Source organism: Rhodococcus sp. K11/5 (assembly GCF_055193735.1).
This window is the reverse complement of sequence record NZ_CM143721.1, coordinates 3,966,640-3,984,219: the sequence shown is the minus strand read 5'-3', so window position 1 is coordinate 3,984,219 and position 17,580 is coordinate 3,966,640. Positions and strand designations below refer to the sequence as shown.

The 17,580-nt window shown below is 68.5% G+C and carries 18 protein-coding genes and 1 pseudogene; 16 read left to right on the top strand and 3 right to left on the bottom strand.

Annotation, left to right across the window (positions count from 1 at the left end; translation table 11 throughout):
* Window positions 1-14: 14 nt before the first annotated feature.
* The 4 genes from ACY466_RS18580 (at window position 15) to ACY466_RS18565 (ending at window position 2,309) form a co-directional block, all read left to right on the top strand.
* Window positions 15-194 (top strand): hypothetical protein, encoded by a 180-nt coding sequence (locus ACY466_RS18580; RefSeq protein ID WP_463247623.1) that lies wholly within the window; start codon window positions 15-17, stop codon window positions 192-194.
* Complete coding sequence (locus ACY466_RS18575) at window positions 187-1,056, top strand: Asp23/Gls24 family envelope stress response protein (RefSeq protein WP_463247620.1); 870 nt, start codon at window positions 187-189, stop codon at window positions 1,054-1,056. The genes ACY466_RS18580 and ACY466_RS18575 overlap by 8 nt, the downstream gene beginning before the upstream one ends.
* Window positions 1,056-1,625, top strand: a complete 570-nt coding sequence (locus ACY466_RS18570) for an Asp23/Gls24 family envelope stress response protein (RefSeq protein ID WP_463247618.1) — start codon at window positions 1,056-1,058, stop codon at window positions 1,623-1,625. The genes ACY466_RS18575 and ACY466_RS18570 overlap by 1 nt, the downstream gene beginning before the upstream one ends.
* Before the next feature lie 315 nt (window positions 1,626-1,940).
* Window positions 1,941-2,309 (top strand): hypothetical protein, encoded by a 369-nt coding sequence (locus tag ACY466_RS18565; protein WP_463247615.1) that lies wholly within the window; start codon window positions 1,941-1,943, stop codon window positions 2,307-2,309.
* A gap of 30 nt (window positions 2,310-2,339) precedes the next feature.
* Here ACY466_RS18565 and ACY466_RS18560 read toward each other — a convergent pair whose 3' ends face one another.
* Window positions 2,340-2,750 (bottom strand): DUF5997 family protein, encoded by a 411-nt coding sequence (locus ACY466_RS18560; protein ID WP_463247612.1) that lies wholly within the window; start codon window positions 2,748-2,750, stop codon window positions 2,340-2,342.
* A 22-nt stretch (window positions 2,751-2,772) separates the two neighbouring features.
* On the opposite strand from ACY466_RS18560, the gene ACY466_RS18555 reads away from it, so the two are divergent.
* From ACY466_RS18555 to groL, 4 genes are all read left to right on the top strand, one after another.
* The gene (locus tag ACY466_RS18555) at window positions 2,773-3,696 is read left to right on the top strand and encodes a LysR family transcriptional regulator (protein ID WP_463247609.1); all 924 of its coding nucleotides are present in this window, start codon (window positions 2,773-2,775) and stop codon (window positions 3,694-3,696) included.
* Between the two features lie 228 nt (window positions 3,697-3,924).
* Window positions 3,925-4,440 (top strand): DUF6764 family protein, encoded by a 516-nt coding sequence (locus ACY466_RS18550; protein WP_463247606.1) that lies wholly within the window; start codon window positions 3,925-3,927, stop codon window positions 4,438-4,440.
* A gap of 74 nt (window positions 4,441-4,514) precedes the next feature.
* Window positions 4,515-5,303 carry an HAD-IIA family hydrolase gene (locus tag ACY466_RS18545; RefSeq protein ID WP_463247604.1) on the top strand — a complete coding sequence of 263 codons (789 nt, stop codon included), beginning with the start codon at window positions 4,515-4,517 and terminating at the stop codon, window positions 5,301-5,303.
* A gap of 200 nt (window positions 5,304-5,503) precedes the next feature.
* Window positions 5,504-7,129 carry a chaperonin GroEL gene (gene groL, locus ACY466_RS18540; RefSeq protein ID WP_463247601.1) on the top strand — a complete coding sequence of 542 codons (1,626 nt, stop codon included), beginning with the start codon at window positions 5,504-5,506 and terminating at the stop codon, window positions 7,127-7,129.
* A 153-nt stretch (window positions 7,130-7,282) separates the two neighbouring features.
* Here the strand turns inward: groL and ACY466_RS18535 are convergent, their stop codons facing one another.
* Window positions 7,283-8,122 carry a DUF559 domain-containing protein gene (locus tag ACY466_RS18535; protein ID WP_463247597.1) on the bottom strand — a complete coding sequence of 280 codons (840 nt, stop codon included), beginning with the start codon at window positions 8,120-8,122 and terminating at the stop codon, window positions 7,283-7,285.
* A gap of 418 nt (window positions 8,123-8,540) precedes the next feature.
* Here ACY466_RS18535 and ACY466_RS18530 point away from each other — a divergent pair, with 418 nt between their 5' ends.
* Genes ACY466_RS18530 through ACY466_RS18515 form a run of 4 tightly spaced genes read left to right on the top strand, consistent with a single transcriptional unit; the run spans window position 8,541 to window position 12,326 of the window.
* Complete coding sequence (locus ACY466_RS18530; protein WP_463247595.1) at window positions 8,541-9,797, top strand: class I SAM-dependent methyltransferase; 1,257 nt, start codon at window positions 8,541-8,543, stop codon at window positions 9,795-9,797.
* Window positions 9,794-10,597: a glycosyltransferase family protein gene (locus tag ACY466_RS18525; RefSeq protein ID WP_463247592.1), complete on the top strand. Its 804-nt coding sequence runs from the start codon at window positions 9,794-9,796 to the stop codon at window positions 10,595-10,597. Before ACY466_RS18530 ends, ACY466_RS18525 begins: the two co-directional genes overlap by 4 nt.
* On the top strand, window positions 10,594-11,247 hold the full coding sequence (locus tag ACY466_RS18520) for a PIG-L deacetylase family protein (RefSeq protein WP_463247589.1): 654 nt from the start codon (window positions 10,594-10,596) through the stop codon (window positions 11,245-11,247). The genes ACY466_RS18525 and ACY466_RS18520 overlap by 4 nt, the downstream gene beginning before the upstream one ends.
* A 2-nt stretch (window positions 11,248-11,249) precedes the next feature.
* Entirely contained in the window at window positions 11,250-12,326 is a 1,077-nt protein-coding gene (locus tag ACY466_RS18515) for an NAD-dependent epimerase/dehydratase family protein (protein WP_463252354.1), read from the top strand.
* Window positions 12,327-12,333: 7 nt separating this feature from the next.
* Here the strand turns inward: ACY466_RS18515 and ACY466_RS18510 are convergent, their stop codons facing one another.
* Window positions 12,334-12,894: a dTDP-4-dehydrorhamnose 3,5-epimerase family protein gene (locus ACY466_RS18510; RefSeq protein WP_463247587.1), complete on the bottom strand. Its 561-nt coding sequence runs from the start codon at window positions 12,892-12,894 to the stop codon at window positions 12,334-12,336.
* 29 nt (window positions 12,895-12,923) lie between these two features.
* Here ACY466_RS18510 and ACY466_RS18505 point away from each other — a divergent pair, with 29 nt between their 5' ends.
* From ACY466_RS18505 to ACY466_RS18490, 4 genes and pseudogenes are all read left to right on the top strand, one after another.
* Entirely contained in the window at window positions 12,924-14,072 is a 1,149-nt protein-coding gene (locus ACY466_RS18505; RefSeq protein WP_463247585.1) for a class I SAM-dependent methyltransferase, read from the top strand.
* A gap of 4 nt (window positions 14,073-14,076) precedes the next feature.
* Complete coding sequence (locus tag ACY466_RS18500; RefSeq protein WP_463247582.1) at window positions 14,077-14,910, top strand: glycosyltransferase family 2 protein; 834 nt, start codon at window positions 14,077-14,079, stop codon at window positions 14,908-14,910.
* Between the two features lie 2 nt (window positions 14,911-14,912).
* A complete protein-coding gene (locus ACY466_RS18495) occupies window positions 14,913-16,229 on the top strand; it encodes an oligosaccharide flippase family protein (RefSeq protein ID WP_463247579.1) in 1,317 nt (438 codons plus the stop codon).
* Window positions 16,226-17,578: pseudogene (locus tag ACY466_RS18490) on the top strand (glutamate-1-semialdehyde 2,1-aminomutase). Before ACY466_RS18495 ends, ACY466_RS18490 begins: the two are co-directional and overlap by 4 nt.
* The last annotated feature ends 2 nt before the right edge of the window (window positions 17,579-17,580 follow it).

The window sequence follows — 17,580 nt, the reverse complement described above, 5'->3', positions numbered from 1 at the left end:
GAATCGGAGCCCCCATGAATGCCTCCATCATCGGCCTGTTCGCCGGACTTCTTCTGGCGGTCGCCGCGGCGGCGGGCGGGTTCACCGGATTTCTGGTGGCCCTCGTCCTCGGCGCGATCGGTTTCGCCATCGGCGCCTACCGCGACGGCAATTTCGATCCCGACGCCCTGCTGAGGGGACGCGGCCGTGGCTGACGCCGATCCCGCAGCCCCCACGGACGGCCCCGCGAAGGGCGCCCCCGAACGTTCCCCGTCCGACATCGATCCCGGTGACCGCGGCGAACTGACCGTCCTCGACAAGGCCGTCGAACACATCGCCGACGCCTCGCTCAGCCGGACCACCGGCGTGTCCACCGCGTCGTCCGGTGCGCTGGGCCGCCGCGCGTCGCGCGTGAGCGTGTCGAAGACGGGCGACGTCGTCCGGAGCACCGCAGACCTCACCGTCCGCTGGCCCATGTCGGCGCCTCGGGTCGCCGACGACGTCCGCCAGGACATCGCGCGTGGGATGACCTCGTCGAGTCTCGCGGTGGACGACGTCGACGTTCACGTGGGCAATTTCGCCATCCCGCCGGGACTGACCCTGGACACACCGCGCGCCGCCGACGGCCACGTCGTCCCGACGCGTCGTCCGCTCGCCCGGCCGGCCGCGACCCCCATCGCCGTCGTGCTCGCCGTGGTCTTCATCGCCGCCGGCGCGGCGCTGGTACGAGACGGTCTGGTGGAACTCGGTGCACTCGCCGGGTCGTCGTGGTCCACCGCTGCCGTCGACTGGTTCGACGGGCTCACCCCCCAGTCCTGGATGACCCCCGCCGGCATCGCCGTCGGCGTGGTCGGCCTTCTCCTGGTGCTCGCGTCGCTCAAGTGGCGGGCACGCCGCCACCGGCCCGTGGACGGGGTGGCCGAGGTATGGGTGCGGCCGACGAAGACGAAGAAGTCCGAGCCGGAGGCCGTCGACACCCCGCCCACCCTGGTGACCGACACGGCGACGACCGGTACGGACACGTCCGCGTCGACGGACTCCACCTCGGGCCCGAGCATCACGAAGGAGACCGTGTGATGAAGCGATCCACCGTGTTCTTCGACCGGCTCGGAGTCCTGATCGTCGGCCTCGCCGTCCTCGCGGTCGGCGCCGGTGCCGCGTTGTGGCAGCAGGATCGACTGACTTTCGCACCCGACGCACTCGACGCGGGTCCGGTCCTCGACCTGACGGAGCAGCCGTGGTGGCCGTGGGCTCTCATCGGCGCCGGAGTGGTCGTCGCCCTGCTCGCGCTCTGGTCCCTGCTGCGCCGGATCCCGTCCGGTCGCACGCGTCGTATCGCGTTGTCCTCGTCGGCGTCGCCCCGGGGCACGGTCACGCTGGACCTGACGGCGGTGGCCTCTCGCGCCGCCGAGGTCGCGAAGTCGGTGCACGGCGTCAAGTCGGCACGCTCACGCCTGCGGGCGGAGAAGACGGCCGTCGGCGGCAGGACCCCGGTGATCACGGTGCTCGTCACGTGCGAGCCGACCGTGGATCCCGCCTCCATCGCGGACGAGATGGGTGAACTGCGGCGCCAGGTGGCCGGAGTGATCGGCGACGCCGCCGAGGCCGACGCCCGCGTCGGGATACGGGTTCTCGTCTCCCACTGACCCCTCGACCAACGACGGCCGCGTGCCTCCCTCTTCGGGAGCACGCGGCCGTCGTCGTTGTGTGGGTGGCCGTACGACGGCCGAAAAGTTACGCATCCTCAGGACCGAGCGGTACGAATCGGCCGCACGCTGTGGCGGCTCATGAAAATGGCGTAGCTCCTGCGCACGCGCCATTTTGGGCGTACTCTCCCGGATAACGGTTTCAGGGCATATCGACCACGGTCCCGATTCCGTTACACACCGCAGTGAAACTTTTCCAGCAGTGAGAACTTTCGATTCCGCGTCGTGAGACGCCCTCGTGTCGGGGAGATGCGCATGTACGAACTTCTGACGAACAGTGACACCACTGATCGAACCGCCCCCGCCGTTCACCATGCCGTCAATGCCGGACACCGCGAGATGATTCGCGCCGTCTTCTGCGACGAGTTCTCCATCTCGGGCGTCGATCACGAGACGCTCAACGAGATCGGCAACGGTGGGATCGACCGCTGGGTCTCCGACCTGCAGTTCACCGGGATGTTCCTCCCGTCCGAGGTCGAGGCGATCGCTCGGGTCTGGTCGGAGAATCCCGCCAGCCTGATCTCGGCGCTGGTCGGCACGGCGGACGAAATGGCACGTCGCCGCAGCGCACAGCGCGACATGCGGCCGCTGTCGTTCGATCCCCGCGAGTCCGCCGTCGGCTGATCGGGGAGCCGTCCGGCCGACCGGAAACCGCTAGCGGTTCTTCGGCGGCCGGTTGCTCTGGGCCCGGCGAGCTGCTTCCTTTTCCTTCACCCGAATGGCCTCGCGCTGAACCTCGGCGAAATTCTCGCGCTCGCGCACGAGCCATTCCGGTTCCGATGCCGCCAGCTCGTCGATCTGCGCTTGGGTCATCGAGTCGGACACGTCGTGCCGGGACAGGGCCGCGTTGGTGACTCCGAGCTTCTTGGCCACGAGATCACGGGGGAACGGGCCGTTGGTCCACAGCTCGGTGAGCCATGCCGGGGGATCGTTGCGCAATGCGTCGAGATCGCCCCGGGAGATGGGCGTGGAGCGGAAGTCCTCCGGCGCCGCGGGCAGGTAGATACCGAGCTTGTTCGCCGCGGTCAGGGGCTTCATGGTCTGGGCGTTCAGGTCCGGGCTCACCGCGACAGCATACGCTGAGCCGATGAGCGCTGTTCCGACGAACGCTGTGCCGACGAACGATCCGACCGTGCTCCGCTGGTACGTCACGGTGGCGGAGATGCTCGCCTTCGGTCGGGCGGCCAAGGCGCTGAACATCTCGAGGCAACGTCTGAGTGCGGCGATCATCGACCTGGCGGAGTCCGAGGGCGCACCCCTGTTCGTTCCGGGCGACGGTCCGACCGAACTGACCGAGGCGGGGCGAGACCTGCTGGTGCGGGCGCGCGCGGTGGTGGCCGAGGACGATCGTCGTCTCGCCGAGGAGGCGGCCGCGGCACCACCGGTGCCCACCTTGCGCGTCGGGTTCGTCCCCGGAGTCACGGTGACCAAGTGGACGAGGATCTGGGCCGAGCGTTTTCCCGACGTGGTTCTCTCCGTGGACGTCGTCGACGAGTCCGAGCAGCGCCGCGTGGTGGTGGACGGACTTCGGGACGTGTGCTTCGTGCGGTTGCCCATCGACCGCGAGGGACTGAACGTCGTTCCCCTCTACTCGGAGCTCCCCGTGGTGGTGGTTCCCAAGGATCATCCCGTCTCCCTGTACACCGAGGTGTCCCTCGCGGACCTCTCCGCCGAGACGTTGCAGGAGCCGGGTGAATCCGTCGAGACGACGTTCGAGATGGTGGCCGCCGGCGTCGGACCGGTGATCGTGCCGCACTCCATCGCCCGGTTGTACAGCCGCCGCGATCTGATCTTCCGGACCGTCACCGACGCCGAGTCCACGACCGTCGCACTCGCCTGGCCGCAGGAGGGTGCGAGCGAACACAGCGAGGAGTTCCTCGGGGTAGTGCGCGGTCGATCGGCGAACAGTTCGCGGTCCGCCGCCCCCGCACCCAAGGCCAAGAAGAAAGGCCCCACGAAGCCGCTCGTCGCTCCCAAGCCCCGACCCGCGCGCCGCGGCCGCAAGCGCTGACGCCGAGATCCGTTCCGACGGTGCGGAATCGGTGTGTGATCGTCGAATTCGTTGCTGGCGCAAACACATTGGGTCCGCGGTGGGTCGTCGATCCGAGACCGTGGTGAGGTTCGACAGACGCGCGGTGTATTCCCCGAATTCGCGTCGTCCTCGAGGTACTGTCGGCAACCACATCGGGTTCACCGTCCCGGGCCCGATGTCGTCACCGCAGCAGAAGAAGGTCCACCTGTGCCGAAGTCGTTCGGATCCCGTTTCTCTCCCACCACGATTCGCTTCGGCGCGACCCTGGCCGTGAGCGCCGCCATCGCGTCGGGAGCGGTTGCTCTGGGCACCGGAGTGGCCTCCGCCGCTCCGGTTGCCTGCGCCTCGCCTCCCGTCGCCAACGACATCCGCGTCGACGGCACCGCGAGTTGCGGTGCCAAGGCGACCGGCACCGGCGTCGCCACCTCGACCGCGTCCGAGAGCGGCACCGCCGTCAGCGTCGCCGACGGCGGCCGGTCCTTCGCGCAGGCCACCGGATTCGGTACCGCCCTGAGCGCCGCCTTCGGCTCGGGGACGGCCTACTCCTACTCGCTCGGCGGTGGTATCTCGCAGTCCATGGCCACCGACGGCGGTACCTCCCTGGCGGTCGCCGGATACGGCGGCGGCGCCACCGCGGGGACGGGATCCACCGTGAACTGCGCCGGACTGAACTCGTTCGCGATCGACCTCAGCACCGGGCGCGCCTGCATCGCCGGATTCTGACTCGCGCTGCTCGAAGCCGCCCACCGCACTATCGTGTCGACGATGACGGAAGTCGCGGTGAGTGCGGTGGGCGGATGAGCTCGGTGGGCGGGGTTCTGTTCGACATCGACGGCGTCCTGGTCACCAGCTGGCAACCGATCCCCGGGGCCGCGGAGACCGTGCAGGCGCTGCGCGACCGCGATATCGCGTGTGCGTTCCTCACCAACACGACGTCGAAGACGCGGGAGCAGATCGCCGACGCGCTCACCGAGGCGAAGATCGAGGTCCACGCGGACGAGATCGTGACCGCTGCGACGCTCACCGCCGACCATCTGCGCACCACGCATCCGGGGGCGCGCTGCGTTCTGTTGAACAGTGGTGTGATCGCGGACGACCTCCCGGGGATCGAGGTGGTCGAGGACGACCCCGAGGTGGTGGTCCTCGGCGGCGCCGGCCCGGAGTTCACGCACGACGCGATGAGCCGCGTCTTCGACTGGATGACCCGCGGAATTCCGGTGGTCGCGATGCATCGCAGCCTCATGTGGTCCACCGAACGGGGAGTCCGCATCGACACCGGGATGTATCTGACGGGAATGGAGTCCGCGTCGGGTCGACGGGCGACCGCGGTGGGCAAGCCCGCGCCGTTGGGCTTCCAGGCGTCGGCCGACCGGATGGGCGTGGACCCCGAGCAGGTGGTGATTGTCGGCGACGATCTCGACAACGACGTCCTCGCGGCCCAGGTCGTCGGCATGCGGGGGGTGCTCGTGCGCACCGGGAAGTTCCGACAGGATCGGCTGGACCGGCACGGTCGTGATCAGTACGCCATGCAACCCACCCACGTCGTCGACTCGGTCGCCGACCTCCCGTCGGTGTTGGGCCTGTAGGCATCTTGCACTCGTATGGTGCGAGTGCTAGAAATGGCGTTGGCACTCGCGTATCGTGAGTGCCAGGCGAAGAGGTGAGATCGGGAACCATCGACACCCCTGATCGTCCGTCGCGGGCACCGAAATCGTCCAAGATGCAACTGGAGCGGCCCACACCGGTCGCTTCGCGTGTCACCCCACATCCGGAGGATCACTTCGCAATGGCCAAAATCATCGCGTTCGACGAAGAGGCACGCCGTGGCCTCGAGCGGGGCTTGAACAGCCTCGCCGACGCAGTCAAGGTGACGTTGGGCCCCAAGGGTCGCAACGTCGTACTCGAAAAGAAGTGGGGCGCCCCCACGATCACCAACGATGGTGTGTCCATCGCCAAGGAGATCGAGCTGGAGGACCCCTACGAGAAGATCGGCGCAGAGCTGGTCAAAGAGGTCGCCAAGAAGACCGACGACGTCGCCGGTGACGGAACCACCACCGCGACCGTTCTCGCTCAGGCCCTCGTCCGCGAAGGCCTGCGCAACGTCGCGGCCGGCGCCAACCCGCTCGGCCTCAAGCGCGGCATCGAGGCAGCCGTGGCTGCCGTCACCGAGTCGCTGCTGAAGTCCGCCAAGGAGATCGACACCAAGGAGCAGATCGCTGCTACCGCCGGTATCTCCGCGGGCGACCCGTCCATCGGCGAGCTCATCGCCGAGGCCATGGACAAGGTCGGCAAGGAAGGCGTCATCACGGTCGAGGAGTCCAACACCTTCGGCCTGCAGCTCGAACTCACCGAGGGCATGCGCTTCGACAAGGGCTACATCTCGGGATACTTCGTCACCGACGCGGAGCGCCAGGAAGCCGTCCTCGAGGACGCGTACATCCTGCTCGTGAGCTCCAAGGTGTCGACCGTCAAGGATTTGCTTCCCCTGCTGGAGAAGGTCATCCAGTCGGGCAAGCCGCTCGTCATCATCGCCGAGGACGTCGAGGGCGAAGCTCTCTCCACCCTCGTGGTCAACAAGATCCGTGGCACCTTCAAGTCCGTCGCCGTCAAGGCACCGGGCTTCGGTGACCGTCGCAAGGCGCAGCTCGCCGACATCGCCATCCTCACCGGTGGCGAGGTCATCAGCGAAGAGGTCGGCCTCTCCCTGGAGTCCGCCGGTCTCGAGCTGCTCGGCCAGGCCCGCAAGGTCGTCATCACCAAGGACGAGACCACGATCATCGAGGGCTCCGGCGACGCCGACGCCATCGCCGGTCGCGTCTCGCAGATCCGCGCCGAGATCGAGAACTCGGACTCGGACTACGACCGCGAGAAGCTGCAGGAACGTCTGGCCAAGCTGGCCGGCGGCGTTGCGGTCATCAAGGCCGGCGCCGCGACCGAGGTCGAGCTCAAGGAGCGCAAGCACCGCATCGAAGATGCCGTGCGCAACGCCAAGGCAGCCGTCGAAGAGGGCATCGTCGCCGGTGGTGGCGTCGCCCTTCTCCAGTCGGCTCCCGCCCTCGAGAACCTGAACCTCACGGGTGACGAGGCCACCGGCGCGAACATCGTTCGCGTCGCCCTCGAAGCACCGCTGAAGCAGATCGCGTTCAACGCCGGCCTCGAGCCCGGCGTCGTCGCGGAGAAGGTCCGCAACCTCCCGCTCGGCCACGGCCTCAACGCCGCGACCAACGAGTACGAGGACCTGCTGGCCGCCGGCATCAACGACCCGGTGAAGGTCACCCGCTCGGCCCTGCAGAACGCAGCGTCGATCGCGGCTCTGTTCCTCACCACCGAGGCCGTCGTCGCCGACAAGCCCGAGAAGGCCGGTGCGCCCGCGGGCGACCCGACCGGTGGCATGGGCGGCATGGACTTCTGAGTCCAGCCTCTCCGTAGTCTCGCCGAAGCACGGCTCCCCTCGTGGGGGTCGGGCTTCGTCGTGTTTCGGGAAGTATTCGTCGGGCCGGGCGTGCACCGTGATCCGATTTCGGTTCGAACGAGCGGTTTCCCGACAGTTCGACGCGAAATCGGATCATGACGCACGGTTGTGGCGCCTCCGACGCACCACGGCGATGATCTCGTCGACCACGTCGTCGGTTCTGGCCATCACGGTGACGGCCGAATATCGAAGCACCAGCCACTTGTCCATCACCAACTCGTTCTGGCGCACCCGGTCGTTCGTGAAGGCGTAGGGCGTGGAGTGGAACTCGCGGCCGTCGATCTCCACGATCACGCGCGCTGCGCGATCGACCAGATCGCCGTAGAAGCGACCCACCTGCGCGTTGATCTCCATGCGGAAGTTTCGACGGGTGAGAGCCCGCGCGACGATGCGTTCGGGTTCGGACAACGTACGCGGGCAGCAGCGGCGAAGCTGGTCTCGGACCCGCGCGACGCCGTGCCGCCCCTTCGCGTTGTCACAGGCCTGCGCCACTGCTCGCCACCGGACGGTTCGGGAGAGGGCCCTATCCACGAAGCGTTCGAGAGAGGGCCCGTCCATCGTGAGAGCGATGTCGAGGAAGCACTCCTCGATGGTCACGACGGGCAACAGATCGACGTACGCCACGGCAGTGAGCCGGCGGCGATGGAGTCGGACCCACGGCGGGCTGCGGTGCGCACCGGTCGGGGCGACAGTGGCGTGGACGACGGTCGGCTCGTCGTCGAGCAATCCCCAGATCCATGCGGCGGAGTCGTGGCTCAGCACCGCATCCGGTTTCCAGGCCAGCACGGCTCGACAGCGATCGGCGTAGGTGGGCGGCTGTGTCGAGTACACCTCGGGTAGCAGCCGCAGCAAGGTGCCGCCGGACACACGGCGCGCGATGGTCCCGCGGCCGACTCCACTGTCGAGCAGTTCGCGTCGGGTCCAGATGGTCACGCCACGGAGTCTGGCGGTGGCGCATCGGTCGATGCAGGATCGTTCGCCGAGCCTGTGGAGAGCGTGCAGAGTTGTCCACAATCGTCGCGAATCTGCGGAAAACCGCCCATCGGTCCCGATATCGGGTAACGGCGCACGGTGCCGGCCGCGGTCACCGGGTCCACGGTGTCCCCGAGCGCACACGGCACCACCGAGACCTGTGCTCCTTCACCACATTTTCACGGGATAACTAGGACATATGTAGATCAGTTGAATGAAAGTAGGGGCTTAAACAAGCCCTGGGTATGTTTTTGTGGCAGAATAGGTACGAATCGTACATCGCACCCGGTCCGTTTCTCGGCCGGCGCAGGTTGCCCGACGGGACTTCCACCGGGCCGGATTCGATGTGCGCGTACCGCCCGAAAGGACCCGAACCACCATGGACTGCCGCCTCTGCGGGAACCCCGGCCTGGACAGTGTGCTCGATCTCGGGGCCACCCCGCCTTGCGAATCGTTCCTCACCGCCGACGAGCTCGACGCGCCGGAACCCACGTACCCCCTGCACCTGCGCATCTGCCCGTCGTGCCTGCTTCTGCAGATCCCCGCCCTGGTCTCACCGGCGGACACCTTCACCGAGTACGCGTACTTCTCGTCGTTCTCCGACAGCTGGGTCGATCACGCCCGACGCTTCGTCACCGATTCGGTGGAGAGGTTGGGTCTGGACGAGAACTCGTTCGTCGTCGAGGTCGCGAGCAACGACGGGTACCTGCTCAAGCATGTGGTCGACCGGGGCATCGGGTGCCTCGGCATCGAACCGAGCGTGAACGTCGGCGCCGCGGCCCGCTCCGCGGGTGTGCCCACCGAGACCGCATTCCTCGGCCCCGACACCGCCGCGGCGGTGCGCGCCGAGCACGGCCCCGCGAACCTGGTGGTCGCCAACAACGTCTACGCCCACATCCCGGACGTCGTCGGGTTCACCGAGGGGCTTCGCACGCTCGTCGCCGACGACGGCATGGTGAGCATCGAGGTGCACCACGCGTTGCATCTCGTGGCCGACGCGCAGTTCGACACCGTCTACCACGAGCACTTCCAGTACTGGACCGTTCTGACCGCCATGCGCGCGCTCGCCGACGGTGATCTCTCGGTGGTCGACGTCGAGCAACTCTCGACGCACGGCGGATCGATTCGCATCTGGGCCACCCCCACCGCCAACGCCGGCCCCCCGAGTCCGCGGACCCTGGACCTGCTCGACACCGAGCGTCGGGCCGGGTTGCACACGCTCGAGGGCTACCGCGGCCTCGAGAACGCGGCGCGCGGCGTACGCGCGGATCTGCTCGAGTTCCTGCTGGACTGCCGCCGCCGAGGCGAGCGAGTGGTCGGCTACGGCGCTCCGGGCAAGGGCAACACGTTGCTGAACTACTGCGGCATCCGGTCCGACCTCGTGGAGTACACGGTCGATCGGAACCCGTACAAGCACGGTCGGTTCACCCCGGGTGTGCGGATCCCGATCCACCCGACCGAACGCATCGCCGAGGACCGACCCGACGTGGTGCTCGTACTCCCCTGGAATCTGAAGACCGAGCTCACCGAACAACTTCGGTACGTGGGTGATTGGGGCGGCCGCGTGGTCTTCCCGCTGCCGCATCTGCATACCGCCGAACTGCCCACAAGCGAGAAGACGGAGGCACTGTCATGAAGGTCGTACTGTTCTGCGGGGGATACGGCATGCGCATGCGCAACGACGGGAACGATCAGATCCCCAAGCCGCTGCAGATGGTCGGACCACGCCCCCTGCTCTGGCACATCATGAAGTACTACGCCCACTACGGGCACAAGGACTTCGTCCTCTGCCTGGGTTACGGCGCGAGTGCCATCAAGCAGTTCTTCCTCGATTACCACGAGGAGCAGTCCAACGATTTCGTCATGCGTGACGGCAAGGTGGAGTTGCTGTCCACGGACATGAGCGATTGGTCGATCACGTTCGTGGACACCGGAACCGAGTCGCCGATCGGCGAGCGTCTGCGTCGCGTCCGGCCCTACCTCGACGGTGACGAGTACTTCCTGGCCAACTACTCCGACGTGCTCACCGACGCGCCGCTGGACACCATGATCGAGAAGTACCACGCCTCGGGTGCGGTCGCCTCGATGCTGGTGGTGCCGCCGCAGTCGTCCTTCCACTGCGTCGACGTGTCCGAGGCGGGGGACATCAAGGAGATAGTCCCCGTGAGTCGTTTCCCCATCTGGGAGAACGGTGGGTACTTCGTGCTGAACCAGGAGGTCTTCGACCTCATCCCGCCCGGCGGCGATCTGGTGGGCGATGCCTGCATGGCGCTGGCCGGAACCGGCCGACTCTACGGCTACCGCCACGAGGGCTTCTGGAAGCCGGCCGACACGTTCAAGGAGCGTGCCGAACTCGACGCCGATTACCGCAGAGGCGTCCGCCCGTGGGCCGTCTGGGATCGCGACGCAGCCGAGGCGCAGCCGGAGCTGGTGTGATCTCACTGTCCGGCAACCGGATTCGCACCGTCGCGGTGCTCGGGGCGCACCCCGACGACATCGCGATCGGCGCCGGCGGCACTCTGCTCACGCTCGCCGCGGCGGAGCCGGACCTCGAGGTCCACGCGTTGGTCCTCACCGGCGCCGGCACCGAGCGGGAAGAGGAGGAGCGCAAGGCGCTGGCCGCGTTCTCGGCCGAGGCGCCGCTCTCGCTCACCGTGCTCGACGTGCCCGACGGTCGAAGTCCCGCTCATTGGGACGCGATCAAGAACGGGCTCGAGACGTTCCGACGCACGTGCGAACCGGATCTGGTGCTCGCTCCGCAGCGGCGCGACGCCCACCAGGATCACCGGTTGCTGGCGGAGTTGGTCCCCACCACGTTCCGGGACCACCTGGTCCTCGGCTACGAGGTGATCAAGTGGGAGGGCGACCTTCCGTCTCCGACGCTCTACCAACCACTCGACGACGAGATCGCCCGCCGCAAGGCCGATCTGCTCGCCGTCCACTATCCATCGCAGCACCGCCACGACTGGTACGACGAGGAGACGTTCCTCTCGCTCGCCCGGATCCGCGGCGTGCAATGCCGCAGCCGCTACGCCGAAGCCTTCGTCGTGGAGAAGATGCTGCTCGATCTGAAGGGTTCTCGATGACCATGCGCGTACTACTCACCGGCCACCAGGGCTACCTGGGCACCGTCATGGTTCCCGTGCTGCAGAAGCGCGGGCACACCGTGGTGGGCCTGGACACCGGGTTGTTCGCCGACTGCGTGCTGGGCTCGACCCCGGCCGATCCGGAGACGCTCGCGGTGGACCTGCGCGACGTCACCGAGGAGCACCTCGCCGGATTCGACGCGGTGATCCACCTCGCGGCCCTGTCCAACGATCCGCTGGGCACGCTCGACGCGGCGATCACCCACGACATCAACCACCACGCCTCGGTGCGGCTGGCGGAGGCCGCCAAGCGCGCCGGCGTCGAGAAGTTCCTCTACGCGTCGACGTGCTCGGTGTACGGCGCAGCCGGTCAGGACGCCGTGACCGAGGATGCCCCGCTGAACCCGTTGACGCCCTACGCGGTGAGCAAGGTTCGGGTGGAGGGCGATGTCGCGGCCATGGCGGATGACCACTTCACCCCAGTGTTCCTCCGCAACGCAACGGCTTTCGGCTACTCCCCGCGGCTGCGCGCGGACATCGTGGTCAACGACCTCACCGCGTCGGCCTTCCTCACCGGTCGCATCGTGGTGAAGTCGGACGGGACGCCGTGGCGTCCTCTCGTCCACGCGCTCGACATCGCGGAAGCTTTCGCCGCCGCCCTCGACGCTCCGAAGGAGCGGATCCGTAACCGCGCGCTCAACATCGGCACCGAGGCCAACAACGTGACGGTCGCGGACATCGCGGCGACGGTGTCCGACGTGACCGGGGCCGAGGTGGAGATCACCGGCGAGTACGGGCCGGACCCGCGGTCGTACCGCGTCGACTTCTCCGCCGCGCGCGAGGTGCTGCCGGAATTCGTTCCCCGCTGGTCCATCCGCGACGGTGCGGTGGAACTGTTCGAGGCGTACCGGGCGCATTCCCTCGACGCCGACTCGCTGGCGAACCGGTTCACCCGGCTCGCTCGCGTGCGCGAGTTGCAGCGCACGGGAGCCGTCGACGACGCTCTGCGTCGGGTCGGGGCCGGGGCGGGACATCGCGGGTCGGAACATCTCGGCGTGGGGACGAGCAGTGTCCACTAGCGGCGACTCAGCCGCGCGGGACGTCCCGCCACGACCGCGCGGCGCTGTCGCGAGCACTGACGACGGTCGGCGTGGCCTCCCACGCCACCGCGAGGTCCGCGTCGTCCCACCGCACCGCGATGTCCTCGGTCGGATCGTGCGGCCGATCGATGCGGTAACAGACGTCCGCGGTGTCGCTGAGCGTGAGGAAACCGTGCAGGAAACCGGGCGGCACGAACAGATGTGCGCACGTGACGTCGTCGAGGCGGAAGGCGCTCCACTGTCCGAACGTCTCGGAACCGGAACGGTTGTCCACCAGCACATCCTGCACGGCACCGCGTGCGCAGCGGACGAGCTTGGCCTCGCCCCGACCACCACGTCCGTGCAGACCGCGGAGCACGCCGTGCGCCGACCGGGACTGCGAGTCCTGACGGAAGTCGGACGAACGCGTCGGCAGTGCGGTGTGTTCGGCCACGGCCGCGTCGAATATGTCGGTGTCGAACGTCCGCGTGAAGAATCCGCGGTCGTCGTGATGCGGTGTGGGCACGAACAGCAGAACGTCCCGCAGGGGCGTGGTCTCGATGCGCATGGTGACATTGTGACCCGGGGAGGGCGAGCATGAGCGGAACCTGCCGGTCGTGCGGTGCACACGATCTCACCACCGTCCTCGACCTCGGTGCGGTACCGGCCGCCGACGCGTTCCCGTCCGCGGACTCCGCACCGGACCCGGAGGAGAACCGTCATCCACTGGCGATGGCGCTGTGCGGCACCTGTTCTCTCGCTCAGCTTCTGGACGACGACACACTCGCCGACGAACCCCGCGGCGTCGAACCCGAGGCGCTGCGGCTCGAAGCCGAGGCGGCCATCGCGGCGATCGAGCGTCGCGGTTGGTTGACCGAGGGGACCGTCGTGCGCGAGTACGGAAGTCCGCACGGCGGAACGTGGATCCCGGCCATCGCGGCCCGCGGCGTGCGCGACGCTGCCGCGGTGTCCGAGGCCCCGGACGTGCCCGCCGATCTGATCGTCGACGGCTTCGGTCTCATGCACGAGCCGGACCAGGCTGCGGCGCTGCGCGAGCGCGCCGAACGGTTGAGTGCCTCCGGGGTTCTGGTTCTGCAGGTCCACTCGCTGGCCACCATCGTCGAGCAACGTCAGTGGACGGCGTTGCGGCACGGGCACTTCGCGTACTGGTCGCTCACCGCTCTCGAACGCGCCCTGCGCAGCGCGGGCCTCGCCCCGATGGGGTGCTGGGAGTCCGCCCTCTACGGTGGCACCCTCCTGGTTCTGGCCCGCCGGTCCGACGGTGCACCGGCCGAATCCGAGTACACGGCAGTCGATCTGACTACTGCTACCGCGGTGCGTGCCCGCGAGGCGGCTCTGGGAGTCACCGAGGCGTCGGTCGTCTCCACGCTCGGTGCCGCGGCCACCGCGGAGGTCGCGGAACTTCGGCGTGCGCTCGTCGACGCGGCCGACGAGGTGCTCGCGGCGTACGGAGCGGCGTCCCGCGCGGTCGCGCTGTTCGCGATGGCGGGGGTGGATCGCTCCGCCTTACGGGCCGTCGTCGACGCCTCCCCGGCGAAATGGGGGCGGCGGATGCCCGGAACCGACGTTCCCATCGTTGCGCCGGAATGGATGTACACCCACCGCCCCGACCGAGTCCTGGTGACCGTCCCGGATCTGGTCGACGAGGTCTCGCGGGCTCATCCGACCATGACCTTCACCGCGCTCGACACCCTGTCCGCCACCGGCCCCACTGCGAAAGCGTGAAACGATGAGTGTCTTTCTGTCCGTGTGCATCCCGGCCTACCAGGCCGAGCGCACCCTCGAAGCCACCCTGTCCTCCGTGCTCGATCAGGACGAGGACATCGAGGTGGTGGTGCTCGACAACGCCAGTACCGACAAGACCGGCGACATCGCACGATCCTTCGCCGACCGTCGGGTCCGGGTGCTGCGGAACGAGCACCTGCTGAACATCGGCGACAACTGGAACGCCGCGGTGCGCGCCTCCACCGGACGGCTGGTGAAGGTGGTCTGCGCGGACGACGTCCTGCGCGAGAACGCGCTGTCCGGGCAGGCAGCGGTGTTCGACGACCCCGGCGTCGCGCTGGTGTCCTCCAAGTTCGAGGTGATCGACGAGGAGGGGGCGGTGAAGGAGACGAACCTCGGCCTCCCGGGTCTGCTCGGTCGCCGCGCCGGCCGCGAGCTCGCGGCGATCATCGTGCGCCGCGGACCGGCGGAGTTCGGCCCCACCGCGGCCGCGACGTTCCGACGCGACCTGTTCGACCGGGTCGGCGGGTTCCGCGGAGACCTCGTGTTCCCGATGGACGTGGATCTGTTCGCGCGGATGGGCGCCCACGGCGACTTCTTCGGCAAGTCGACGATCGATGCGGCGTGGCGGGATTCGCGCTTCAACCTCTGCAGCCGGACGTCGAGCTACAGCAAGCTGAGCGAGTCCGTCCGGTTGCATCATCGCCTCGCGCGCGAGATGCCGTCGTTGGTGACCTCCAGTGACGTGGTGGCCGGCGACGGTCGCATCCTCGGTGCGGTCGCCGTTCGGTTCCGGGCCCGCATGGCCGACCTGATCCATCACTCTCGACGGCACTAGCCGTGCGTCTCGTCCGCGACGTCCTGCTCGTGGGGTTCGGAACCTACGGGCAGTTCCTCGTCACCCTGGTCACCCTGCCGCTCACGGCCCGATTGCTCGGAACCGAGGGCGTCGGTCTCATCGCGGTCGGCATGTCCGCCTACTTCCTGGGGTCGGTTCTGGTCGATCTCGGTGCGACGCAGTACTTCGCGGCGCGGGTGCACGACGCCGACCTCGCTCGGGTTCGCGGCGCCTACGCCGTCGTGCGACTGGCGCTGTTCGCGGTGCTGGCGGTGGCCGCCGGTGTGGGGTGGGCGGCCGGAGTCGAGGGTGCGCCGCGGATGATCCTGCTGGGTGCGGTCGCGGGCGGAGTGTGGTCGCTGTCGGAGGACTGGCTGCTGATCGGCCGCGGGCGCTTCGGCACGTCCACGATCTATCAGGCCATCGGTCGGGTGGCGTATCTCGTTGCGCTGGTGGTGCTTCTGCCGATGTTCCCGTCACCGGAGTTGGCGCTCGGCCTTCTCGGGGCGTCCTCGGTGGTGACGGTCGTGCTCACCTGGATCGACGCGCACCGATCCTTCGGTCCCTTCGCGCCGTCGTTCGCCGTGGGGGACATCCTGCGGACGTCGGGTCCGATCCTGACGTCCCGCCTCCTGCTCACCGGGTACGGACAGGGCGGAGCGGCCGCGTACTCGACGGTGCTCGACGCGGCGTCGCTCGGCTTGTTCTCGGCGGCGGACCGGCTGGTGCGCGCGGGACAGTCGGTGCTCGATCCGATCGGTTTCGCGCTGCTGCCGCGGATGGCGAAGATCCGGGACGACGCGTCGTTCCGGCTCAAGACCCTTCAGGGCGCGGCCGGGTGCGCGGCGCTGGCCGTCGTCGCCGCGGCCGGACTGACGATCACGGCGCCGCTGGTGATCCGCATCGTCTACGGAACCGAGTTCGACGGCGCGGTGACGGCACTGCGCATCCTGGCGTGGATCCTGCCGGCGACCACCCTCACGTCGTACATCACGACCGCCGTTCTACCGGCGCAGCGACGGACGTCGACGGTCGTCACGGGCGCCGTGATCGGCGTCGTGATCGCCGGCAGCGCGTTGCTGGTGACGTCACGAACGGGATCGGTGACCACGATGATTCTCGGTGTGTTGATCTCGGAATGGGCCGTCGCCACGTGGTTCGTCGTCACCACCCTGCGGGCGACACCCTCGGATTCCGCCCGGGTTCCGGCCGACGACACGCCCACGGAGCCGTTGGCGGCGCAGCGTGTCCCCGACGACACGGCCGCCACGGTCGTGTTGCCCCGAGTTCCCTCCGTGTCGACGAAAGGTCCGCGATGAGCATCGATACCGAACAGACGAGCACGGCGCGGCGGTTCGACCGATCGGCGGAACTGCAGGCGCGCCTGCACCACCTGGTCCCCGGGGGCAGCCACACCTACGCGCGCGGATCGGATCAGTATCCGGAACACATGACTCCGATTCTCGCGCGCGGTGCGGGAGCGCGAGTGTGGGACGTCGACGGCAACGAGTACGTCGAGTACGGCAGCGGCCTGCGCGCGGTCACCTTGGGTCACGGGTATCGACCGGTGGTCGACGCGGTGACCCGGGCGCTGTCCGCGGGATCGAACTTCTCCCGCCCGACGGAAACGTAAGTGGCTGCGGCCGAGGACTTCCTGGCCACCGTCCCGACGGCCGAGATGGTCAAGTTCGCCAAGAACGGGTCCGACGCCACCACCGCCGCGGTGCGGTTGGCGCGCGCGGCCACGGGCCGGCTCGGGGTCGCGGTGTGCGAGCAGCCGTTCTTCTCGGTCGACGACTGGTTCATCGGCACGTCCGAGATGAGCGCGGGGATTCCCGAGTCGGCCGTGAACGTGGTGCGCCGGTTCCCCTACAACGACGCGTCCGCCCTGGAGACGGTGCTACGGGGCGGCGACATCGCCTGCGTGATCATGGAGGCGGCGACCGCGCTGACGGAACCCGCGCCCGGGTACCTGGAATCGGTTCGGGCACTGTGCGATCGGTACGGCACGGTGCTGGTGTTCGACGAGATGATCACGGGATTTCGCTGGTCGGCGTCGGGTGCGCAGGGTGTCTACGGCGTGACGCCGGACCTCTCGTGTTGGGGCAAGGCCATGGGCAACGGACTTCCCATCGCCGCGCTCGCCGGTCGACGCGAGCTGATGGAACTCGGTGGGCTGGGGACCGACGCGGACCGGGTGTTCCTGCTCTCGACGACGCACGGTCCGGAAACGGCGGGTCTGGCGGCGTTTCGGGCCGTCGTGCACGCCTACGCGACGGAGGACCCCGTCGGTGCGATGGAACGGGCCGGGAGGCGGCTCGCCGCGGCGGTCACGGAGGTCGCCGCGGAGGCGGGGATCGGTGAGCACCTGCGGGTGCTCGGTCGGCCGAGTTGCCTCATCTTCGCGACGACCGATGCCGACGGGCTTCCGTCGCAGCCCATGCGGACCCTGTTCCTGCAGGAGATGATCGAGCGCGGGGTACTCGGACAGTCGTTCGTGGTGTCGGCCGCGCACACCGACGCCGACATCGACGCGACCGTCGACGCGGTACGAGGTGCGGTGGGCACGTACCGGCGCGCGCTGGAGGCTCGGACCACCGACGGGTTGCTGCGGGGACGGCCGGTGGCACCCGCGTTGCGCCGGCTTGCGGCGCCGCGTCGGCTCTAGGT

Coding starts and splice junctions, on each gene's coding strand:
- ACY466_RS18580 (WP_463247623.1), top strand. CDS start 15: ATGAATGCCTCCATCATCGGCCTGTTCGCCGGACTTCTTCTGGCGGTC.
- ACY466_RS18570 (WP_463247618.1), top strand. CDS start 1,056: ATGAAGCGATCCACCGTGTTCTTCGACCGGCTCGGAGTCCTGATCGTC.
- ACY466_RS18565 (WP_463247615.1), top strand. CDS start 1,941: ATGTACGAACTTCTGACGAACAGTGACACCACTGATCGAACCGCCCCC.
- ACY466_RS18555 (WP_463247609.1), top strand. CDS start 2,773: ATGAGCGCTGTTCCGACGAACGCTGTGCCGACGAACGATCCGACCGTG.
- ACY466_RS18545 (WP_463247604.1), top strand. CDS start 4,515: ATGAGCTCGGTGGGCGGGGTTCTGTTCGACATCGACGGCGTCCTGGTC.
- groL (WP_463247601.1), top strand. CDS start 5,504: ATGGCCAAAATCATCGCGTTCGACGAAGAGGCACGCCGTGGCCTCGAG.
- ACY466_RS18530 (WP_463247595.1), top strand. CDS start 8,541: ATGGACTGCCGCCTCTGCGGGAACCCCGGCCTGGACAGTGTGCTCGAT.
- ACY466_RS18525 (WP_463247592.1), top strand. CDS start 9,794: ATGAAGGTCGTACTGTTCTGCGGGGGATACGGCATGCGCATGCGCAAC.
- ACY466_RS18515 (WP_463252354.1), top strand. CDS start 11,250: ATGCGCGTACTACTCACCGGCCACCAGGGCTACCTGGGCACCGTCATG.
- ACY466_RS18510 (WP_463247587.1), bottom strand. CDS start 12,894: ATGCGCATCGAGACCACGCCCCTGCGGGACGTTCTGCTGTTCGTGCCC.
- ACY466_RS18505 (WP_463247585.1), top strand. CDS start 12,924: ATGAGCGGAACCTGCCGGTCGTGCGGTGCACACGATCTCACCACCGTC.
- ACY466_RS18500 (WP_463247582.1), top strand. CDS start 14,077: ATGAGTGTCTTTCTGTCCGTGTGCATCCCGGCCTACCAGGCCGAGCGC.